The organism is Calditrichia bacterium, assembly GCA_020634975.1.
GTDB lineage: Bacteria > Calditrichota > Calditrichia > RBG-13-44-9 > J075 > JACKAQ01.
Window position 1 is genome coordinate 3,038,548 of the sequence record JACKAQ010000001.1, and the last position, 21,339, is coordinate 3,059,886.

The following is a 21,339-nucleotide window of genomic DNA, read 5'->3' on the forward strand; positions in this document are numbered from 1 at the left end:
AATTGAAAATCCGCCTGAAAAAAATCCAGGCGGAAGCTTTTGTTTACAATTAGGTTACATCAAAGTCGCTGAATGAATCATTCACTACTTTATTGATTTTCCATCATCAACTTGCGCATTTTACGGCGAGCAGCGTTTTCTTTACGTTTGCGTTGTTCGCTCGGTTTTTCGTAATGCATGTGTTTTTTGATTTCGGCCATCAGACCAGATTTTTCACATGCTTTGGTGAAACGCTTCAGCGCTCTTTCAAATGATTCATTATCGCGGACTTTTACATTAATCATATTAAAAAACAGCTCCTTTCGAAAGCAAATTGTTAGTTGGAATATTTTCCAGGGTTTTTCAACACATCAATTTCATATTCAGCAGGTTTTTTCCAGGTACGATCCTGGCTGGCTGCCGTAAAATATTTCAATGCCTGGCCGGAATTGCCACGCTTTTTGTAAATCTCGCCCAGACCAAAATTTGCACCCCCTTTGATCGTACTGGAACGAGCAGATTTCAAACTTTCCAGATATGCAGATTCAGCCTGATCCAATTGATCCAATTCACGGTAGGCATTGCCTAAACGGTAATATGTGTCGCCTTTCAGCGCACCACGGCTGATATGCTCTAATGCTCCTTCAAAAGCAGAAGCGGATTCTTCAAATTTGCCTAATTCAAAAAACGAGACACCCAATCCGCGCAATGCGTTTACAGATGTGGGGTCGATCTCTACAGCTTTCTGGTATTGTTCAACAGCTTGTTGATATTGTTCCTGGCGTTTGTAAACATCACCAAGCCCCCAATATGCGCTTTCAAATTTCGGATCGATTTCGATTGCAGCTTTGTAGGAGTTAACCGATTCCGTCAATTTTCCCTGACGATACTGAACATAGCCAAGAAAATGGTATGATTTAACCATCTTGTTGTCTTTTTCAATAGCTTTTTTATACGCAGATTCAGCATTTACATAATCGTTATTTTGTTTGTAAGCATTACCCAGTCCGTAATATGCCAAAGCAAAGCTGGCGTCTTGCTTAATCGCTTCCTGATATTTTTCAATGGCACCTTGCGTATCTCTGTTGCGTAGCGCGGTATTGGCATCGTTAAATGCTTTTGCTGCCTCCGGGGTTTGCGCAAACGCAAAGGCAGTTAATAATACAATCAGTGTCATCGTGAACTTGGCTTTCAGGAAATTCATTTACTTCCTCCTACAATGCTTTTGTTAAAACAGAAAATTATTTGAAACACACATAATCTTTACAAAATATTAGCGGTTTGGTTCCCGGATGGGATTGCAAGCTTATTTAACACGGTCCAGATATTTTCCGTCACGGGTGTCAACCCGGATAATTTCTCCATTTTCGATGAACGGCGGTATCTGTGTGATCAACCCGGTTTCAAGGGTTGCCGGTTTGTAAGAACTGGATACGGTTGCGCCTTTCATGTTGGGTTCAGTATCAACAATTTTCAGTTCAACTGAAGCCGGTAATTCTATGTCAATCGGCGTGCTGTTATGAAACAGAACTTGCACGATTGTTTCCGGAAGCAGATAGTTTATTTGATCTTCCAACATGTCTTTGCTGATATGAATTTGCTCATAAGTTTCCAAATCCATAAAACAAAGGCTTTGCCCATCGTCGTACAGATACTGGTATTCCAGATTGATCAATGTGGCTTTTTCGACAGCTTCATCCGGACGGAACCGATTTTCGGCTTTGTTTCCATCCGAAAGCCGTTTCATTTTGACCTGCATCATCGCCGGACCTTTTCCGGGGGTTACGTGGTTCGATTCTGTAACACGATAGAGGTCGTTATTCCACTCTAACACATTCCCTTTGCGTATTTGAATGGCCTTCATTTTCATATGTAAGTTTCTCCTAAATATTATACAGCTTGCAAATATAGATAGTTTAATAAAAAAAAGCAATTTTTTTTTGAATACCATTTTGTCTGTTTTTGCCCAATTTAATGATTTCAAATCGGGATAACCGGAATGCGTTTTAAGCGCAATTTTTATGTTTTTTTGTTCAAAAGCATGGATGCTGACGAAATTTATCGCTTTTGTTGTTGTTTCCGGGAAAGGCAGTTTGTATCCAAAACATAACGGTAGGTTTTTTGGGCTTCGAAAAGTTGCTGTGTATATTCCTGTGTTTCAAAATATGATTTCAATTCATCAATGAGTGGGAACAACTGAGGCTGTGTGAACCATGTGAATGGATTTCCGTTCTCCGTTACACAATTTAAATCTATTCCCCAGGAAATCTCAGCCAAGCTGAATGCCGGCATCAGGTCGCTGGCTATTGCCCGTCGTTTACCTTCAGCAACAGGGTCGATGTATGAAAATTGCCGGGAATACAAATGGGCGTTATGAAAATGTTCCGGCACGTTTGCAATCCCTGATAATCCTAATCGCTTGCATGCAATAACCAGCAGCTCAAGTGTTAGCCGTCCGCCGCCGAGTCCGGGAAATTCCTGTCCAGGCATTTTTGGGCGTTTTTGGGTAAATATTCCATTCGGATTGCGTAATGTTAGCCATTCGATGTACAACACATTAAATGGCTTGGCTGTGCTTCCGCCCAATTTGATTTTTGTTTCCTGTCGCCTGAGCACTAACTCGGCGAGGAGCATCTCAACGTCGTCTTCACGGTGGGAATAAATGGCGAGCCGGTGCCGATAAGGATCTTTGGTATCAACGAGAAGACGGATGTTTTCAAATCCCAGCCTCTCGAAAGCTTCGAAAACACCATACCGTCGCATCGCTAACTCAAGCCCGGATTGTGAATAAAATCCCAGAAAAAACAGTGATGATTGGGCGTTACTTCCTAACAGATCCTCTGCGCTGATCAACTGCTCATCAGGATTTAATTGGCGAAGCTGTCCTTCGCTGAGTGTTTCGGAAATGCGTTGGAACTTTTGGGGCGATTTTAGCATATTAAAGCCATTATTAATACTAATTTGTTTGCTTGCCATGTCGCTAAATAATTTTAGTAAAAAATAAACGACAACAAAAGGCTATATTTATTTGCGATTTTTGTAAATTTAATCTACATCACTAACATTTTCTGAATTATCGTTAGTTTTCCTGCCGGTACACAATTTACATATGATCGAAGCACTTTTATTGAATATTAATTTGGTGCTAAATATTCGGGATTCATAGCCGATAATCTCAAAGCCATCGTCTATTTGGCTGAATAACGTTAACAAAACAGAATAATACAGAACTTTATGATTTCAGAACAAATTTTTACAACTCACGAAATGCAGCACATTAAAGCTCAGGAATTTGAGCTGTTTTTTCAGCGCTTTCGTGGCAAATATTCGCCGCATCTCAACCATCTTGGCGAAATTAATTGGATGACGGATGCAGAAGCTGCAGATCAACATGAATATTTTGATTACGAAGCAGGCTTTTGGCAGCGGTTGAAGCACAAATTTGCTGAAAAACCATCTGCATCTATGGCCGGCATTTCTCAGGAAGAAAAGGAGCTGCGTCTCCAATTCCGCATTTATTTAGAGAAAAAATACCTCGGAGAAATTCAACCAGAAACCATTCGCCAATTTCCCGCTAATTGGCAGGTTGAATTGAGTGATGATGAAATCGAACACATTCCGATTTCAATCGAAACTTATGAAGCGCTTTCGCGCTGGAATAAAATGGTGCTGTTGCCAGTGCTGATGCTAACTGTTCTGGCGATTTTTGGTGTTGCGCAAGCTATTCACCGAGCCGGCGAGTTTCATGGCAGTATTTTAATTGAATCCAACGTGCGCGGTGCTGCAATTTTTCTGAACGGAGAAAAACGCGGTTACGCTGATTTCCAACGTTTGTTGAGCGATGTTCCACCAGGTGATTATCGTGTTGAATTGCGGAAAATCGGATTTGCTTCCGAGCCGGTTACTGTAAATATCGGAAAACAGGCGAATGCCAGTGCCAAAGTATATATACCGCTGAATCCAATGGGTGTTACCGATCAGGGATTTATTCGAATTTTTGCAGATCATCCGGATTCGAAAGTATTTGTAAATGATGAATTTATGGGCACGCTTGCTGATCAGGCTGTGTTGCCATTGGAAGAGGGCGATCATAATATCGTCATAGAAAAAGACGGTTTTCGCACCGCGCCCCAAAGCCGGTGGGTACATATTACTTCCGGTGATACTACAAAAGTTAAATTTGAACAAACTGCTCAGTTTGGCAGAAACACTTCAACGACACCCGCTCGGATTTCTTCGAAGCCTGCGGAAATCGGACAAGGTATGTTGGCAATAACCTCCAACACTGTTGGTGGACGGATTATTTTAAATGGCGAAGACACCGGAAAAGAAAGCGATCACGTTTTTACGGGCATGCCATATGGTGAATATCGGGTGCGTTTGGAGCGCCCCGGTTATCAAAGTGTTCCCGAAGAAAAAATGGTTGTAATTTCCCATAACTCGCCAAGTATGGATATCAGCTTCGAATTAATTAAAGAATTCGAGCAGGTAAACATTATGGTAGAACCTGTAACAGCACAGATTTTTATCGATGGCGAACCAATGGCAAAAGGGCAATTCAAAGGTGAATTGAAAACGGGCGAATACGAAATCAGTTTTGGTAGTTTGCCCGGCTATAACACGCCCAGACCCCGATCGTTGCGCGTAATACCCAACGCTCCGGCAGAGCTTGCGGTTAGCTATTTTCCGCAAATACAAGCGGTTGCGGCAGTTTCCGGAAATGGTGTTTTGAAAGTCAACGGCTGCGATGTTGTGCCGGGTTATACCCTCGGCAACCGTGGGTTTACTGCCAGCACAGACGCAGGTCCTGAAGTCACTTTCGTCGAAAAAGCAAACGATTATTTTTGGAAATTCGGTTACGCTTACCAATTCCGCAATCCCAAAGGCAACGATGGGCTGAAAATTACCTTCAATTTACCCAAAGAGTCGCAATTTAATTCGCGGTTTATGTTGAAGTTATTCGGTGCATCTTCTGAGGAACGGTATCCGATGGCTGATTCCCGGAAAGCGGAGATACTGATCAAGCTAAACGGCAATGTTCTCAGCTATTATTATCAGCCGAAAACTTTGGAAGAATTGGGCGGTGTCGAAAAAACGGAATGGGAAATTAGCGAACATCTTCGTGCAGGTGCCAATACGCTGGAAATTACCGTAACGGACAAAAATAACGCATACTATTTTCTTAAAAAAATCGAGCTTACCAACGTCGAATAATAGTCTGTATTTAGTTTTCGATAAAAAAAGCGATCATTTGAGGGGTCAAGGATTCAAATGATCGCTTTTTTATTTTGTTTAAAATCAACTCGTTAGCGAGCTTTTTCGCTGGCTGCGATAATTTTGTAGAAATCACCGGCATCCAGACATGCGCCCCCAACCAACGCACCGTCAATATCTGGCTGAGAAAGCAAGCCTTCTGCGTTGTCCGGTTTTACACTGCCACCGTAAAGAATGGTCATTTTTGCTCCGGTGCCTTCGGTGAACAACGCGTCCAACACTTCCCGCAAAAACGCATGAATTTCCTGAGCTTGTTCCGGTGTTGCGGTTCGTCCGGTGCCGATCGCCCAAACTGGTTCGTAAGCCAGGGTGATATTTTTCAGGTCATCCTGCGAAAGATCTTTTAAATCCCATTCCACCTGATTTAAAACGATGTCGCGGGTGAGGCTTTGTTCGCGTTCTTCCAGCGTTTCGCCGATGCAATGGATCACCTTCAATTTATTCGCGAGCGCCAGTTTTATTTTTTTATTGATTAGCTGAGCGTCTTCCTTAAAATAGCGCCGGCGCTCCGAGTGCGCGATAATCACATGTTTTGCACCCGCATTTTTGATCATTTTCGGAGAAATTTCACCCGTGTAAGCACCTTCCTCTTCCCATGCCATATTTTGGGCACCGACTTCAATTTTGCTGCCTTTTAGCGCCTCGCTGACGGCGTGAATTGCCGTATATGGCGGAAAAACCTGCACCGCTGTTTTTTTGACCGGATGTTTCTCCAGTTTTTTATTCAGGGAATTCACAAGCCGTAGTGCTTCCGGAATCGTTTTATACATTTTCCAGTTGCCGGCAATGAGTTTCTTTCGCATATCTTTTCCTTTTTCAGTTTCTGATCGGTAATTGCCAGATTGGGTTTATTTGTCCGTTAGCGCTGCAACGCCGGGCAGCACTTTGCCTTCCAAAAATTCCAGCGATGCACCGCCACCGGTGGAAACGTGGCTCAATTGATCTTCGAGATTGAATTTTTTGACCGCAGCTGCGGAATCGCCGCCGCCGACGATGGTAGTTGCGCCATTTTCAGTAATTTCAACAAGATAGCGGGCGATCTCTTCCGTGCCTTTCGCAAAATCCTCGATTTCGAAAACGCCCATCGGGCCATTCCAGACAACCGTTTTGGCTTCGGATAAAATTTTCTTAAACTGATCGATGGTTGCTTTGCCGATGTCCACGCCAAGCCAGCCATCCGGTATTTCGTGAACACCAACCGTTTTCGTATTTGCGCCGGCAGCAAATTCGTCGGCGATCAAAACGTCGCTCGGTAGCACAAAATCGGTTTTTGTGGATTGCGAAGCTTTCAAAATATCTTTGGCCATTTCGATGCGATCTTCTTCCAACAACGATTTTCCAATGTTCCAGCCATGCGCTTTGTAAAAAGTGAAAATCATGCCGCCACCGATGAGTAGTGCGTCGGTTTTGCCGAGCAGGTGTTGGATCACATCAATTTTACCGGAAATTTTTGCGCCGCCTAAAATTGCCACAAACGGGCGTTTGGGCTCATCCAATGCGCCGCCCAAAAATTGCAACTCTTTGCCCATCAAATAACCGGCTGCGCATTGATCGAAAAATTGGGTGACACCTTCAGTTGAGGCGTGCGCCCGGTGGGCTGTGCCGAACGCGTCGTTCACATAAACATCGCAGTGGCTGGCGAGTTGTTTGGCAAAATCGGGATCATTTTTGGTTTCGCCGTTGTGAAACCGCAGGTTTTCCAACAGTAAAACGTCGCCATTTTTCATGCTTTTTTTTGCAGCGTCCACAGATTCGCCGATGCAATCATTTGTGAATTGAACATTTTTGTTGAGTAAAGCGGAGAGATGTTTGGCAACCGGCGCCAGCGAAAATTCCGGTTTCGGTTCACCTTTTGGGCGTCCGAGGTGCGAACACAGGACGGCTTTGCCGCCGTCGGCGATAATTTTTTGGATGGAAGGCAGCGCCGCGCGAATCCGCAGATCGTCGGTAATTTCCTGCTTTTCGTTCAGCGGAACGTTAAAATCGACGCGCATTAGCACAGTTTTGCCATGCAAATTGAGATCATCTAATGTTAGTTTTGCCATATTTACTCCCAACAGAACGGAATTAAATTGCTGATTTTGTTGAATTTGAACAGATTTTGTCATCTGTTTTTGACGGTGAATAAAAGCCTTCGGTTTTGAAAGCCTTTATTTTCCGCCAAATTTATTCTAAAAAAATTTCCCCCGATTCAGCGGAACCGGGGGAAAAGATGGTGATATTACATCGCTGCCAATTTTTTGACGAGATCGGCTGTGCGGCTGGAATAGCCCCACTCGTTATCGTACCAGGATACAACTTTGATGAGGTTACCATCCATCACGCGGGTGGAGAGTGCATCAAAGATGCTGGAGTGCGGATTATCAATAATATCTGAAGAAACCAGGGGATCTTCGGAGTATTCCAGAATGCCTTTCATCGGGCCTTCTGCTGCAGCTTTCATCATCGCGTTAATTTCATCTGCGGTTACGTTTTTGTCCAGTTCGGCAACCAGGTCAACCAGCGATCCGTCCGGCACCGGAACGCGCATCGCGAAGCCGTCCAGTTTGCCTTTTAATGAAGGAATGACCAATCCGACTGCTTTTGCTGCGCCGGTAGTTGTGGGGATGATGTTCAACGCGGCAGCACGGGCACGACGCAAATCTTTGTGCGGCAAGTCCAGAATTTGCTGGTCATTGGTGTAGCCGTGAATGGTGGTCATCCAACCGCGGCGAATGCCAAAATTATCGTTCAGCACTTTTGCAACCGGTGCAAGGCAGTTTGTGGTGCAGGATGCGTTGGAAATCAGCACGTGCTCGGGTTTCAGCGTTTCGTCGTTTACGCCCATTACAACGGTGTTATCCATTTGATCTTTCGCGGGTGCGGTGAGCAGCACTTTGCGAGCACCGGCCTGCAGGTGCAGGCTCATTTTTTCGCGACTGGTGAAAACGCCGGTGGATTCAACAACAACATCCACGCCTAATTCTTTCCATGGCAGATCGGCAGGATTGCGTTCTGCATACATGTTTACGCCTTCGCGACCGGCATACATTTTATTACCTTCAACACGAACGTTCGAGCCAAAACGGCCGTGAACAGAGTCATATTTGAGTAAATGCGCCATTGTATTGGCATCGGTTAAGTCGTTGATGGCAACAATATCAACACCGGATTCTTTGTACAGTGAACGGAAAACGAGACGGCCAATTCGCCCGAATCCGTTTATAGCAACCTTAATAGACATAATAAATCTCCCAATTTTTAGTTTGATGATCTAATTTAATGATTAGTGATTTTTTTCTCAACAGTTTTAGAAAATTGAATCAGATATGCAGAAATTGGACCCTCAAAAGACAGTTCCAAATATATGATACACGAAACGGTGTGGCAAGTTACTTTTTATTGTGGAAGAAGCTAATTGTGGGGCAGGTGCAAAAGCAGGAAACAGTTGCAGTTGTTGTGAAACAGAGCTGAAATGCAAATGAAAGGCGGTGCGCAAAAATTTGTTTTTTCCGCACCGCCTTCCGGTTTAAAATGTTAATTCAGCTGAATATCCGGCGGATGGCATTTGGAACAATCCGATGTTTTCAGATATTCCATAAACGGGCGTTCGATGGGTGTTTCGGTCATAAGCGTGTGTTTGATAAGGTTGCCCAAAAGGGCGTTGTCCATGTGCAGATCGATCATCACAAAATGGTTGGAATCGGGATAGCTGAGAATCATCACCGGCAACATGCCTTCCGCTGCGTTGCTATCCGGAAAGCTTAATGACCATTGGTTGTCTTTTGTTTCGGTCATAGTGCCTTCTTTGTAGGGGATCCACGCTACTTTCATTGCAATTTCCCGGTGAAAATTTTGCCCTTCCCATTTGTCAATTTTGCGCATCCGAGCTTCTTTTTTCTCCAATTGCACATTGGAGCCGCACCCAACGATGATCAACATCCCCATTAAAAAAGTGATAATAAATTTCATGATTTTATCCTTCCTTTTTTTGGGTGAATGTAGATTATAAATCAAATATAATCATCATCATAAAAGTTGGCTATTCGCGGTTTGCGGAACAGAAAAATGAGCACTGCGCCCGCAGCAAATCCACCGATATGTGCCCACCAGGCAACGCCGCCGCTAACATCGGCACCCACTGCAGCAATGCCCTGAAATGTTTGCAGCCCAATCCAGATCAGCAGAAAAACCACCGCCGGAACTTTGATAAACTGGAAGAAAAAGAAAATCGGAAGTATCGTCAGTATTTTGCCTTTGGGATACTGGATCATGTATGCGCCCATAACGCCTGCAATTGCACCGCTTGCGCCGATCATGGGCGTCAGCGATTCGGTATTCAAAAAGACCTGTGCCAGCGCTGCGCCGATTCCCGTAATCAAATAAAAAACGATGTAACGGGCGTGTCCCATGCTGTCTTCCACGTTATCGCCAAAGATGTATAAAAACCACATGTTACCCAAAAAATGCATCCAGCCGCCATGCATAAACATTGACGTGAATACAGGAGTTGTGGTTGAAATCAGGTCAAATTCGTGCAGCGATTCGATAAATTGATTTGGAATTAGCCCAAAGGTGAAGAAAAATTCATTCAGATGTTCACCGAGCGACAGCTCGTAAAAAAAAACCAGCGAGTTGATTGCGATAAGCGCGTAATTTACTTTGGGGACCGTGTTGGATTTAATCGAATCGCGAATTGGGATCATAAATTTTTCTCAACACATAGGCTGTCTGTAAAAGAAACGCAAACATCGATGTGCCCGTTTGTAAAATTTTGTTGCTGTTGAATTTAAATGTTCAAAAATTTACGCATTTATGCCATTATAATCAATACCAACGTTATCCGGCAAAATCTAATCTGTCGTTCCAGTTGAAGAAAATGGCTGCTTTAAATATCGATTATGCTCAGTTGGGCAAAAAGTTGTAATTTTTGAGCAAAAAATGAACAAAGTGTTGTATCTGCTGCAGGTTTGATTCTTACATTTGCAATTTGGAAATTGTAGTTCGGATTTGTATATTTGAAACTGTTGAACAAAAGTATAGCTTTTTATGGCAGATAATAATAGAAAACGCAGTTCCCGGAAAAATAGCAAAGCAAAATCTCAGCCGCAGGTGCAATCCTCGCCGGATACCAAAACCCGTACCAAAAAAACGTTTTCCGCAAAGGATAGCGCCCGGTTGCGCAGCGTTGGCGGATTGTTGCTGTTCGCCGCCGGTGTGATGTTCTTTTTGGCGGTGCTCACCTATTCTCAAACCGATCCGGTGTTGAGCTCTAACGTCCCGCAAAATAAATACGTTACGCAAAATGTTTTGGGATTGGTCGGCGCAACTGTTGCACAGCCGGTGTTTGTTTATATTTTTGGCTATGCCTCACTCATTTTCCCGATGTTGATGATGTTCTATGGCATATATATATTGATGAACCAGCCGCTCAACAAACTGGCGCGATTAACGGCGTTGGGCTTAAGTTGGGCTTATTTTGTGGCGATTGTGCTGGCGATTCCGGAATCCCTGGAAACTGCCGGCGCATCGGTCAATTATTTTCCCAGCGGAATGGTCGGCGGCATAACCGCAGATTTGATTGCCCGGTTTATGGGGCGGTTTGCGCTGGGATTTATCACCACCGTTTTTTTGATGATTTTATTGATTTTAACCTTCGAATTTCATGTTGCGGCGATACCGGCTGCCATCGGCAATTTTTTCCGTAATATTATTGATAGTATCACCGGATTTTTCCAGAATATTTTTGATCGCGTTTCCGGCGGATGGCAATCGCTGACCGGATGGGCAGGCAAAACCGCGCGATTGCCCCAAAAAGTTGAACCTGCCGAAATCGAGCGATTTACGCGCGAAACAGACGACGCAACGCCGGTGATTTACGAAGAACCGCAGCGCGAAATCAGTTTGGACGGCGATCTGGAATTGGACAGCACCAGCTACGGCGAAATGCTGGCGCAGGAAGATTTGAAAAAAGCGCACGCGCTCGACGATCAACTGTTGAATGATCCTGCGCCAAATTCCAGAAAAGATATCGAAATCCGGCAAAACCCTCCGGTTGAATCATCCCCGACCGATCTGGAATTTCCGCGCCCGGAAGGCATTTACACACCGGAAGAATTACCAAAATCCGGCAACATGCCCGTCATCGACGAACTGGAAGAAGTTGAGCAGGTTAAACCAAAATTTCTGGAAAATTACGACAAGCTGGTTGCCGAAGCTGCCGGGAAATACGTGCTGCCGCCGTTCGATTTATTGGATGAAGATGAAACTCAAAGCAAGGTTTCCCGCGAAGAATTGATGGCAAACGCCGATCGCCTGGAACATACACTCGCAAACTTCAACGTTAAAGCGTTTGTGAAAAAGGTGATCGAAGGTCCCGTAATTACACTGTATGCAGTGCGTCCGGCAGAGGGTGTAAAAATTAGCCAAATCACCAATCTGTCCGATGACCTTGCACTGGCGATGAAAGCCCGCGGAATCCGGATGATCGCACCGATTCCCGGTGAATCTGCAATCGGGATCGAAATTCCCAATCGCAAACCCTCAATCGTATATTTCAAATCTGTGATGCGTTCGGAAAAATTTCAGCAACATCCCGGACAATTGGTGCTGGGCATGGGCAAAACCATCGGCGGCGAAGTGTTTTGTGCAGACCTCACCCGGATGCCGCACCTGCTGATCGCCGGTGCAACCGGTGCCGGGAAAAGCGTTGGCATCAATACGATTATCACCAGCATTATTTATCGCGTTCCGCCCAGCGATGTCAAATTTGTGATGATCGACCCCAAAAAATTGGAGCTTTCCCTTTACGCAAAACTGAAAGATCAGTATTTGGCGATTTGCCCGGACATCGACGAAACGGTGATCACCCATCCGCAAAACGCCATTTTGGTGTTGCGCGCAGCGGTCAACGAAATGGAAGAGCGATACGATATTCTCGCCAAAGTTGGCGTTCGCGATATCATTTCTTACAACAAACGTGTTGAAAAATTGCAGCAATCCGGTGAAAAAATCGAATACCGGAAATTACCTTATATTGTTGTTATTATTGATGAATTGGCGGATTTAATTTTAACGGCGTCCCGCGAAGTGGAAGAGCCGATTACCCGATTGGCGCAGATGGCGCGAGCCGTTGGTATTCACTTGATCGTTGCCACGCAACGTCCGTCGGTTGATATTTTGACCGGTTTAATCAAAGCGAATTTCCCCACACGGATTGCCTATCAGGTTGCCACCCGCCCGGATTCCAAAACGATTCTGGATATGTATGGCGCCGAGAAACTCATCGGGAACGGCGATATGCTTTTTCTCCCGCCGGGAACCGGCAAACCGGTGCGGTTGCAAAACCCGTATATTTCTACCGAGGAAGTAGAGCATATTATTCAACATGTGCGCAAACAACCCAAATTTCCGCCGTATGAACTGAAGCTGTTGCGCGATGTGCGCGAACCGAGCAGCGAAGCTGTCAAAAAATTCAATCAGGACGATTTGTTCGATAAAGCCAAAGAGATTGTCATTCGTCATCAATCGGGATCTACTTCGCTGTTGCAGCGTAAATTACAAATTGGTTACGCCCGCGCCGGCAGGCTGATGGATGCGTTGGAACAAGCCGGAATTGTGGGACCGAGCCAGGGCAGTAAAGCCCGGGATGTGCTGATTTCATCGATGGATTCATAACATGTGATCGGCGTAAGTTAAAGAAAAACAATTATTCAGGAGAGTTTGATGATCCGTTTTTTTTGGCAAAAAATGATGTTGCTTTCAGTGTTGGGGTTAATGGTTGTCAGCCAGGTGGCTGTTGCGGAAAATGTTGACGATGTGATCAAAAAAGTGCAGAAAAAATACCGCAGCGCTAAAAATATCCATATAGAATTTACCGAAAAAGTGCGATTTTCCCTAACCGGGACAGAAGTTGAAGTGCCAGCTGTTTTGCAAATGGAAGGGCAGGACAAATTCCGGCTCGAATCCGAGGATCAACTGGTGGTAAACAACGGTGAAACGTTCTGGCGATTCAACAAACTGGATAGTCAGGTATTGGTTGATTATGCAAAAAAGAGCGATCAGGATGTGATGCTTAACACATTTCTGAATGACTTCCGGGACCAATATTATGCGCAACTTTTAGAAGAAATGAAAATTGAAGGTGTGAATCATTACGTAATACGATTAACGCCTAAACCTAATGAAAACAGCATTTTTACATCTGTAAAAATATGGGTGAAAGATAAAGATTGGGAAATTGACCGCCTGATTTACGAGGATTACAACACCAACGAAACCGAATATGTTATTTCAAAAACCAACTTCGATCCCAAATTTCAGGAAACCCTTTTCTCGTTTAATCCGCCGGAAGGAATTGAGGTAATCGATCTCCGTTTGTAAAAAAATATCGAAAACAACTACAGATCATTTTAACAATACAATAATGCAACTATGCTGAGCGTATCGGTATAGCTGCATTTTTATCTTTCAGCGATCGCAAAATTTGTAAAATGGTAAAGTTTTACACTCAAACGCCGATGATAAATTTCTTATCTGGCGTTTTTTATTTTATTGGCCGGAAAGTGCTTTTGGCACTTTTTATCTGCATTTGCCTTTACTAAATTGGCACTGAAAATCAATAACATTGTTTTTGAAATACCAGATCCTTGAATATTTATTTCAGGACTTAGCTCGAGGGGAGAACGCGTGGAAAATTACCGCGAAAATTTTGAAAACGAACAGGAACTGAGTCTCCAGGATTATTTACGCGTGTTGTATGGCGGGCGATTTATAATTCTGGCATCTTTTTTGGCTGTGCTGGTTTCCACAGCCATTTTTACGTTTATGTCCGAGCCAGTTTATGAAGCCGGTGCAACAATTCTGGTCGAAGATGAACGCTCGGTAGAACGTGCCCTGTTCGATGTAAATTACCTTAGCCAGCAATCGACGATGATTGCCAATCAGGTGGAAATTTTAAAAAGCCGGACATTGGCAGAACGTGTAGTTCAATCGTTGGAAGCTGCGCCCTATCGCGATTCTCTGGAAATTTTTCAGCCGCTTTCGGATGATAGCTATCTGGTTATGCGGGAGCAGGCGGATTGGTTGATGGCGCATCTGACCATCACGCCGCGTCAGGAATCGGATGTCATCGAACTGCGGTTTTCTGCCGGCAGCGCGTTCGAAGCAGCGGAAATTTGCAACGTCATCACCCGAACATACCAACAGTTGAATAAAGAATACAACTTAAGCGAATTCAAAGAGTTACGCGAGTTTTTGGAATTTCAGTTGAACAAGAAAAACGAAGAGTTGCGCAAATCTGAAGAAGAATTGCGAACCTACCGCGAAAACCGCAAACTGGTTGCACTGGACGAAAGCACCCGGGAATTGATTACCCGTGTTGCGGAAGCACAGGCGCAATTGGAAGCTTCGCTGGTGGAAATGGAAGCAAATCAGGAGCAAAAGCGCAGTTTGGAACGGCAATTGGAAGACCGCCGGGAAACAATGGCAACGGAAGTCACCCAAATTTCCAGCCCGTTGTTGGAAGAATTGCAGAGAGAATATGCAAAAGTTGTTAACGAAAAAGTGAAATACGAAACCTTACTGGCACAGGAACCCACGATTGACCCGAAAGTTTACAGCTCCCAAATTCAATCGTTAAAAAGCCGGATTGAAGCCGTTCAAATGCGATTAAAAGAGGAAGCTGAACGCATCGCCAACACCAGCATGGTTGCAGATCCGCTGGAAATCGCCCAGAGTTTGATCAAGTCGATTCTGGAAATTGAAACACGGATCAAAGGTGGCAGTGCAAAAATTAACGCGCTCCGCGATGTCGTCAGTCATTATGATAGACAGCTGGAGTTGCTCCCGGCGCAAGGGTTGGATCTGGCAAGGCTGGAGCGCCAGGTTGAAGTGGACAAAAACACCTACATTTTATTGACCCAGAAATTGGAAGAAACCCGAATCACAGAAGCTGGACAAAAGGAAACCATTCGTGTGGTGGATCGTGCGATCGAGCCGGAATATCCGGTCAGCCCTAAAAAAGCCCGCAATTTACTGCTCGGTGCCATTTTGGGTTTGGGTTTGGGTATCGGGTTAACATTCCTCACGGAATATCTGGATAACTCCATCAAAAACCCGGAAGTGCTGGAGCGAATGAAGTTGTCCGTTTTAGCAATCATTCCGGAAATTTCCGAAAAAGAAGCGCTGAGCAAAGTGGCCGCCGCAAACGGACAGGGCAAAAATGGCAAAGCACTTTCGTTGGAAAAACCCTCGGAAGCGCGATTGATCACCCACATCGACCCGAAATCACCGGTTTCGGAAGCGTTCCGCACTCTGCGAACAAATATTCAATTTCAGCAATTGAAAGCAGAAGATACAACCTTGATGGTTACCAGTTCCACGCCAAAAGAAGGTAAATCGACGACCATAGCCAACCTCGCAATTACGATGGCGCAAATGGGCGGAAAAACCCTGTTGGTGGATACGGATTTGCGTCGCCCGGTTGTGCATTCCATTTTCAATGAGAAAAAGGATCGTGGAATTACCAACTTTTTAATGGGGAAAATGGAATTTGACGATGTCGTCAAACCGACTTTTGTTGATAATTTATATATTGTTTCTTCGGGACCATTGCCGCCGAATCCATCGGAATTGCTGGCATCGGACGAGATGGACGAATTTATCCGGCAGGCAAAAGAAAAATTTGACCTGGTGTTGTTCGACAGTCCGCCCATCATCGCTGTAACAGATGCCGCGATTTTAAGCACCAAACTTGGTGGTGTTATTGTTGTTATCAAAGCACACCAAACCGATAAAAATGCTGTTATGCGTGCCAAATCATTATTGGATAACGTTAATGCAAATATCGTCGGCTGTCTATTGAATGGTGTGAATCTCGAACGGTCGTATGGCTCGTATTATTATCATTATTACTATCAATATTACAGTTATTACGGTCATGATCTTAAGCGTAAAAAATCACAGAAAGCATAATCAAAACGAATTTATTTTAGTGTTTTACGGAAGAGGAGCCATTTATGAAGTTAACAATCATTGGAACCGGATATGTGGGATTGGTTGCCGGCGCATGCTTTGCAGAAAGCGGTAACAACGTTATTTGCATGGATAAAGATGAAAACAAGATCGGCAAGTTGAAAAGCGGTGTGATCCCGATTTACGAACCGGGACTGGACCTGCTGGTAAAGCGGAACCAGAGCAACGGCCGGTTAACGTTTACCACAGATATGCAGGCGGCGGTACAAAAATCGGATGTCATTTTTATCGCTGTGGGAACCCCTCCCGGAGAGGACGGCTCAGCGGATTTGTCTTATGTGCTAGCTGTTGCCAAATCCATTGGTGAGCACATGAATGCACATAAAATTGTGGTTAACAAAAGCACCGTTCCGGTGGGAACTGCGGACAAAGTTGCTGATGCCGTTCGCAAACACACGGATTTGCCATTCAACGTGGTGTCCAATCCTGAATTTTTGAAAGAAGGCGCGGCGATAGACGATTTTATGTATCCCGATCGCGTCATTATCGGCACCAGCTCCAACGAAGTAGCAGAAGTAATGAAAGAGCTGTATTCGCCGTTTGTGCGCACCGGAAACCCCATCATTATAATGGATGAGCGCAGCGCAGAAGTAACCAAATACGCCGCAAACTCCATTTTGGCAACCAAAATTTCATTCATGAATGAAATTGCCAACCTCTGCGATTGCATTGGTGCAGATGTAGAAATGGTTCGAAAAGGCATCGGTTCGGATAAACGGATCGGTTATTCCTTTATTTTCCCCGGTGTTGGTTACGGTGGCTCATGCTTCCCGAAAGATGTGAAAGCCATTATCCGCACCGCAAAAGATTATAATTTTGATATGAAACTGCTGCAAGCCGTAGAAGATGTGAACCAGGCGCAAAAAAGTGTGTTGATTCCCAAAATAAAAGATCACTTTGGCGGCGATATCAACGGCAAAAAATTCGCGATTTGGGGACTCAGTTTTAAACCCAAAACCGATGACATGCGCGAAGCTCCTTCCATCGAAATCATGAAAGCATTGCACAGTGCCGGTGCAACCATTGCAGCACACGATCCTGTGGCAATGGAAGAAGCGAAACATATGGGTGTTACGGAATATGCAACCTTATGCGACGATAATTTTGATACCCTGCACGATGCAGATGGTCTGGTGCTGGTAACGGAATGGCTGAATTATCGCGAACCCGATTTTAAACAAATGAAATCAATGATGCGCACGCCGGTAATTTTTGACGGACGAAATGTTTATAATCCCCAAAAAATGCGTGAGATCGGCTTTGCCTATTATGGCATCGGCAGACGCTAATCGTAAATTCCGCAGTTATGGCAATATTTTATCGAGACGATTGGCGTATCCGGTCGTCTCGTTTTGTTTTTTAACACAATAAAACGAGTATCTTTGCGAAATATCAAAAAATATCTCATATCTGCATCTAAATTGGGCGATAATTCTCTGCATAATGCTGTGCCAATAACAAGCTTTGGCGATTCGGTAAATTTTGATATTCAAAATATCATCTAAAATTAATTAACTTCAGGGAGTGAGCAATCAATGAGTTTGCTGCAAAAAATTAAAGATCATGAAGCGCGGATCGGCGTTGTGGGATTAGGCTACGTTGGTTTGCCGCTGGTTTTGGAATTTGTTCAGGAAAAATTCAACACTGTCGGTTTCGATATCGATCAGGCAAAAGTTGACAAACTGAACAAAGGTGTCTCATATATTAAACACATTCCGTCTGACCGGATCAAAAATTGCCTGGACAAAAATTTGTTCCGCGCAACAACCGATTTCAGCGAGCTGAGCGATGTCGATTGTATTTTGGTTTGCGTGCCAACCCCGCTCAACAAACACCGCGAACCGGATATTTCCTATATCACCAAAACATCCGAAACGATCAGCAAATATCTGCGAAAAGGACAGTTGATTGTTTTGGAAAGCTCCACATATCCGGGAACGACAGAAGAAGTGATGAAATCAATTCTGGAAGAATCCGGATTGAAAGGACACGAAGACTTTTTCCTCGCGTTCTCGCCGGAACGGGAAGACCCGAACAACGCCAATTATTCCACCCGCACAATTCCTAAAGTTGTCGGTGCAAATTCACCGGAATCTTTGGAATTGGCAATCGAATTGTATAACAAAGTCATTGTAAAAACAGTTGCCGTTAGCTCCAGCCAGGCTGCCGAAGCCACTAAATTGCTGGAAAACATTTTCCGCAGCGTAAACATCGCGATGGTCAACGAAATGAAAGTGATTCTCGACCGTATGGGCATCGATGTTTGGGAAGTGATTGAAGCAGCTTCTACCAAGCCCTTCGGTTACATGCCGTTCTATCCCGGTCCGGGATTGGGTGGACACTGCATCCCAATCGATCCGTTTTATCTGACCTGGAAAGCGCGTCAATATGATATCAGCACCAAATTCATCGAACTGGCCGGCGAAGTGAACACGGAAATGCCGTTCTACGTCGTCAATAAAGTAGCGGATGCGCTGAACGATCAGGAAAAAAGCCTCAAAAATTCCAAAGTATTGATTTTGGGAATGGCATACAAAAAAGATATTGACGATTTACGCGAATCACCAACCCTCAAATTGATTGAAATTTTGAGCGATAAAGGTGCGTTGGTAGATTACAACGATCCACTGATTGACGAACTGTATCCGATGCGCCATTATAACTACGAACACAAAAGCGTTGAAATGACGCCCGAAGTGCTCCGTGAATACGATGCAGTTTTAATCTCCACCGATCACTCGGTTTATGATTGGGATATGATCGTTAAACATTCTAAAGTTGTTATCGACACCCGTAATGCCACCAAAAAAGTGGTCGAAAATCGCGAAAAAATTTACAAAGCGTAAACGCGGGTATTTTTCAGCTTAACTTTTAGGCGTTGCGGAATTTCGCAACGCCTTTTTTATTGCCAAAAAAATATTGCTTGCTTTTAGCGCTATTTTCAATATCTTTCCCGATATTCTGTTACGAATGTTGTCCGATTGCCCCCGGATAGTTTTGTCGATATAATGTGCAGTTTTGTTTAAAACGGAACTGTTTGCTGTCATAGATTCTGGTGATAATATATGGAACAACATTTTAATCCGCCGAAGTGCTATGGAAATAACAGCCCAATCTTTTAAAGATCATTTCTGGAAATATACTAACGATTTGTTCGCCCTTCTGGACGAAGGGGGCAGCTTTGTCAAAGTTAACAACGCCTGGAAAAAGCAGCTTGGATTTTCGGAGACAGAGCTGCTGGAAACCCGCTTTTCTGATGTGTTTGTTGATGTCGATCAGCATATTATCTACAATTCCCTCGAAGATTTAAGGCACAAACGGAAAACCGAAACCACCATCCTCGGATCGATCAAAAACAGCGAAAAGCCTTTTCTGTTTATGTGGACAATCTGTTATGACAGCGACATTCAAAAATTTGATGTTGTCGGTGTTCGCATCGAGCCACAAAATATCAAAGATCAAAAAGATAATTTATCGCCAGCCAATATTTTTATTTTCAATCTCCCTAACCATAAATACGAATACATCAGCCGAGAAATGGTATCGTTTACCGGATACGCTCTCCGGGAATTATATGCGATGGGTGACAAGCTTCTGGAAACATTAGTGCATCCGGATGACCTCGAAAAAGTATTAATGCATATGGATATTCTGGCGAATGGTGAAAAAGGGAAAATTGTTGAATTTGAAAACCGAATGCTCCGGATCGATGGCAAAATGATTTGGGTGAGCAACCGCATTTCCGGTTTCCGGTATGACAAAAAAGATAAACCGATCGAAATCATCGGGTCCATCGAAGACATCACTAAACACAAAGTTGAAATCCAGAAAATTCAGGAGCAGAAAGAATTTCTCCGAAGCATTTTTACAGGCATCGAAATGGCGTTGTTTGTTGTTGATGTTGCTGTTGACGGTGAATTTTATTACCGGGAATTAAACCCGGTTTATGAACGCCTGACCGGATTAACAACCGAATGGATCAAAGGGCGCAAACCGGATGAACTACACCCGCGCTTTTCGTATGAAATGATTGACCTAATCAAAAGCAGGTATGCCAACTGTGTGGATTCCGGCGAGAATATCCAATACGAAGAGCAACGCAATTTTGACGGTCAGGAAAGCTGGTGGTTAACCACTTTAACGCCGCTCAAAGAGGTTGACGGGCGAATTTTCCGGATTGTCGGTAGTTCTGCGTTAATCACCAAACAAAAGCAATTAGAAAACGATCTGAAAGCATCCAATAAAGAATTGGCAGAGTTTGGGCAAAGTATCTCGCATGATTTGCAGGCACCCCTACGCCGGATCGCATCTTTCGCGCAATTGCTGGAGATGGATTACAAAGATAAGTTGGATGATGAAGCCAAGGATTTTATCCAAAAAATTTACACTGGCGCCAAACAAATGCAAACCATGATTCAGGAATTGTTAAAATATTCCCGAATATCCCATCGCGAATTAAACATGCGCGAAATCGATATGAATTGGTTGATAAAAGATGCAATACTGGTGCTGGATAAGCAGATCGAACTCGTTGGCGGTAAAATAAAAACCCAGAATTTGCCCACAGTTCACGGCAATAAGCAAATGCTCTCGTTGCTTTTCCAAAATCTCATTAGCAATGCAATAAAATATAATGAACGGCTGCCGGAGATTGAAATTGGTGTATATCAGGATGAAAACAGTTATGTTTTTTGGGTGAAAGATAACGGCATCGGCATCGAAAAAGAATATTTTGGTGATATTTTCAAAACATTTCGCCGATTACATCCATCCAATAAATATTCCGGCACGGGCATTGGGTTATCAAATTGCAAAAAAATTGTCGAACGGCACGGCGGAGAAATCTGGCTGGAATCCACCGTTACCGAAGGATCTACATTTTTTGTCCGGTTACCTCACCTAACCAACGCAAATTCCTGAAATACTAATTTATCTGCATCCATTCCCCGCCAAATTTTTCAAAAAAACAAGATATTGAGACAGTTTGTTCCCGAATTGTGAACGGATTTTTGCTGTATTTTTGAGCTATACCGAAATGTTTTGCAAAATCTGTTCTGTTTTCTAACTGTATGA

14 protein-coding genes and 1 pseudogene are annotated in these 21,339 nt (G+C 44.0%); 7 read left to right on the top strand and 8 right to left on the bottom strand.

Annotated features, from left to right (window positions below; all coding sequences use genetic code 11):
• Positions 1-89 precede the first annotated feature (89 nt).
• The 4 genes from rpsU to H6629_12325 all read right to left on the bottom strand — a co-directional run bounded on the left by rpsU (position 90) and on the right by H6629_12325 (position 2,916).
• Positions 90-284 carry a 30S ribosomal protein S21 gene (gene rpsU / locus H6629_12310; GenBank protein ID MCB9068576.1) on the bottom strand — a complete coding sequence of 65 codons (195 nt, stop codon included), beginning with the start codon at positions 282-284 and terminating at the stop codon, positions 90-92.
• A gap of 32 nt (positions 285-316) precedes the next feature.
• The gene (locus tag H6629_12315; protein ID MCB9068577.1) at positions 317-1,183 is read right to left on the bottom strand and encodes a tetratricopeptide repeat protein; all 867 of its coding nucleotides are present in this window, start codon (positions 1,181-1,183) and stop codon (positions 317-319) included.
• A gap of 102 nt (positions 1,184-1,285) precedes the next feature.
• Positions 1,286-1,849, bottom strand: a complete 564-nt coding sequence (gene efp / locus H6629_12320; GenBank protein MCB9068578.1) for an elongation factor P — start codon at positions 1,847-1,849, stop codon at positions 1,286-1,288.
• A 188-nt stretch (positions 1,850-2,037) separates the two neighbouring features.
• Complete coding sequence (locus H6629_12325; protein ID MCB9068579.1) at positions 2,038-2,916, bottom strand: hypothetical protein; 879 nt, start codon at positions 2,914-2,916, stop codon at positions 2,038-2,040.
• Positions 2,917-3,246: 330 nt separating this feature from the next.
• On the opposite strand from H6629_12325, the gene H6629_12330 reads away from it, so the two are divergent.
• Entirely contained in the window at positions 3,247-5,193 is a 1,947-nt protein-coding gene (locus H6629_12330; protein ID MCB9068580.1) for a PEGA domain-containing protein, read from the top strand.
• A gap of 92 nt (positions 5,194-5,285) precedes the next feature.
• On the opposite strand, the pseudogene H6629_12335 reads toward H6629_12330, so the two are convergent.
• The 4 genes and pseudogenes from H6629_12335 to H6629_12350 form a co-directional block, all read right to left on the bottom strand.
• Positions 5,286-7,298, bottom strand: a pseudogene (locus H6629_12335) (triose-phosphate isomerase).
• A 176-nt stretch (positions 7,299-7,474) separates the two neighbouring features.
• Entirely contained in the window at positions 7,475-8,476 is a 1,002-nt protein-coding gene (gene gap / locus H6629_12340) for a type I glyceraldehyde-3-phosphate dehydrogenase (GenBank protein MCB9068581.1), read from the bottom strand.
• 293 nt (positions 8,477-8,769) lie between these two features.
• Positions 8,770-9,204, bottom strand: coding sequence for a hypothetical protein (locus H6629_12345; protein MCB9068582.1), 435 nt, complete (start codon positions 9,202-9,204; stop codon positions 8,770-8,772).
• Positions 9,205-9,245: 41 nt separating this feature from the next.
• Complete coding sequence (locus tag H6629_12350) at positions 9,246-9,938, bottom strand: rhomboid family intramembrane serine protease (GenBank protein ID MCB9068583.1); 693 nt, start codon at positions 9,936-9,938, stop codon at positions 9,246-9,248.
• Positions 9,939-10,281: 343 nt separating this feature from the next.
• On the opposite strand from H6629_12350, the gene H6629_12355 reads away from it, so the two are divergent.
• From H6629_12355 to H6629_12380, 6 genes are all read left to right on the top strand, one after another.
• Positions 10,282-12,909: a DNA translocase FtsK gene (locus tag H6629_12355; protein MCB9068584.1), complete on the top strand. Its 2,628-nt coding sequence runs from the start codon at positions 10,282-10,284 to the stop codon at positions 12,907-12,909.
• A gap of 48 nt (positions 12,910-12,957) precedes the next feature.
• Positions 12,958-13,614, top strand: a complete 657-nt coding sequence (locus tag H6629_12360; GenBank protein MCB9068585.1) for an outer membrane lipoprotein carrier protein LolA — start codon at positions 12,958-12,960, stop codon at positions 13,612-13,614.
• 306 nt (positions 13,615-13,920) lie between these two features.
• A complete protein-coding gene (locus H6629_12365) occupies positions 13,921-16,206 on the top strand; it encodes a polysaccharide biosynthesis tyrosine autokinase (GenBank protein MCB9068586.1) in 2,286 nt (761 codons plus the stop codon).
• A 44-nt stretch (positions 16,207-16,250) separates the two neighbouring features.
• A complete protein-coding gene (locus tag H6629_12370; protein ID MCB9068587.1) occupies positions 16,251-17,555 on the top strand; it encodes a UDP-glucose/GDP-mannose dehydrogenase family protein in 1,305 nt (434 codons plus the stop codon).
• A gap of 246 nt (positions 17,556-17,801) precedes the next feature.
• Positions 17,802-19,112, top strand: a complete 1,311-nt coding sequence (locus H6629_12375; GenBank protein ID MCB9068588.1) for a nucleotide sugar dehydrogenase — start codon at positions 17,802-17,804, stop codon at positions 19,110-19,112.
• Between the two features lie 250 nt (positions 19,113-19,362).
• Positions 19,363-21,186, top strand: a complete 1,824-nt coding sequence (locus H6629_12380) for a PAS domain S-box protein (protein ID MCB9068589.1) — start codon at positions 19,363-19,365, stop codon at positions 21,184-21,186.
• Positions 21,187-21,339 lie beyond the last annotated feature (153 nt).

Excerpts from the sequence above, each read along its gene's own strand:
- H6629_12345 (MCB9068582.1), bottom strand. The coding sequence starts at position 9,204 with ATGAAATTTATTATCACTTTTTTAATGGGGATGTTGATCATCGTTGGG.
- H6629_12350 (MCB9068583.1), bottom strand. The coding sequence starts at position 9,938 with ATGATCCCAATTCGCGATTCGATTAAATCCAACACGGTCCCCAAAGTA.
- H6629_12375 (MCB9068588.1), top strand. The coding sequence starts at position 17,802 with ATGAGTTTGCTGCAAAAAATTAAAGATCATGAAGCGCGGATCGGCGTT.
- gap (MCB9068581.1), bottom strand. The coding sequence starts at position 8,476 with ATGTCTATTAAGGTTGCTATAAACGGATTCGGGCGAATTGGCCGTCTC.
- efp (MCB9068578.1), bottom strand. The coding sequence starts at position 1,849 with ATGAAAATGAAGGCCATTCAAATACGCAAAGGGAATGTGTTAGAGTGG.
- H6629_12325 (MCB9068579.1), bottom strand. The coding sequence starts at position 2,916 with ATGCTAAAATCGCCCCAAAAGTTCCAACGCATTTCCGAAACACTCAGC.
- H6629_12370 (MCB9068587.1), top strand. The coding sequence starts at position 16,251 with ATGAAGTTAACAATCATTGGAACCGGATATGTGGGATTGGTTGCCGGC.
- H6629_12380 (MCB9068589.1), top strand. The coding sequence starts at position 19,363 with ATGGAAATAACAGCCCAATCTTTTAAAGATCATTTCTGGAAATATACT.
- H6629_12330 (MCB9068580.1), top strand. The coding sequence starts at position 3,247 with ATGCAGCACATTAAAGCTCAGGAATTTGAGCTGTTTTTTCAGCGCTTT.
- H6629_12360 (MCB9068585.1), top strand. The coding sequence starts at position 12,958 with ATGATCCGTTTTTTTTGGCAAAAAATGATGTTGCTTTCAGTGTTGGGG.
- H6629_12315 (MCB9068577.1), bottom strand. The coding sequence starts at position 1,183 with ATGAATTTCCTGAAAGCCAAGTTCACGATGACACTGATTGTATTATTA.
- rpsU (MCB9068576.1), bottom strand. The coding sequence starts at position 284 with ATGATTAATGTAAAAGTCCGCGATAATGAATCATTTGAAAGAGCGCTG.
- H6629_12355 (MCB9068584.1), top strand. The coding sequence starts at position 10,282 with ATGGCAGATAATAATAGAAAACGCAGTTCCCGGAAAAATAGCAAAGCA.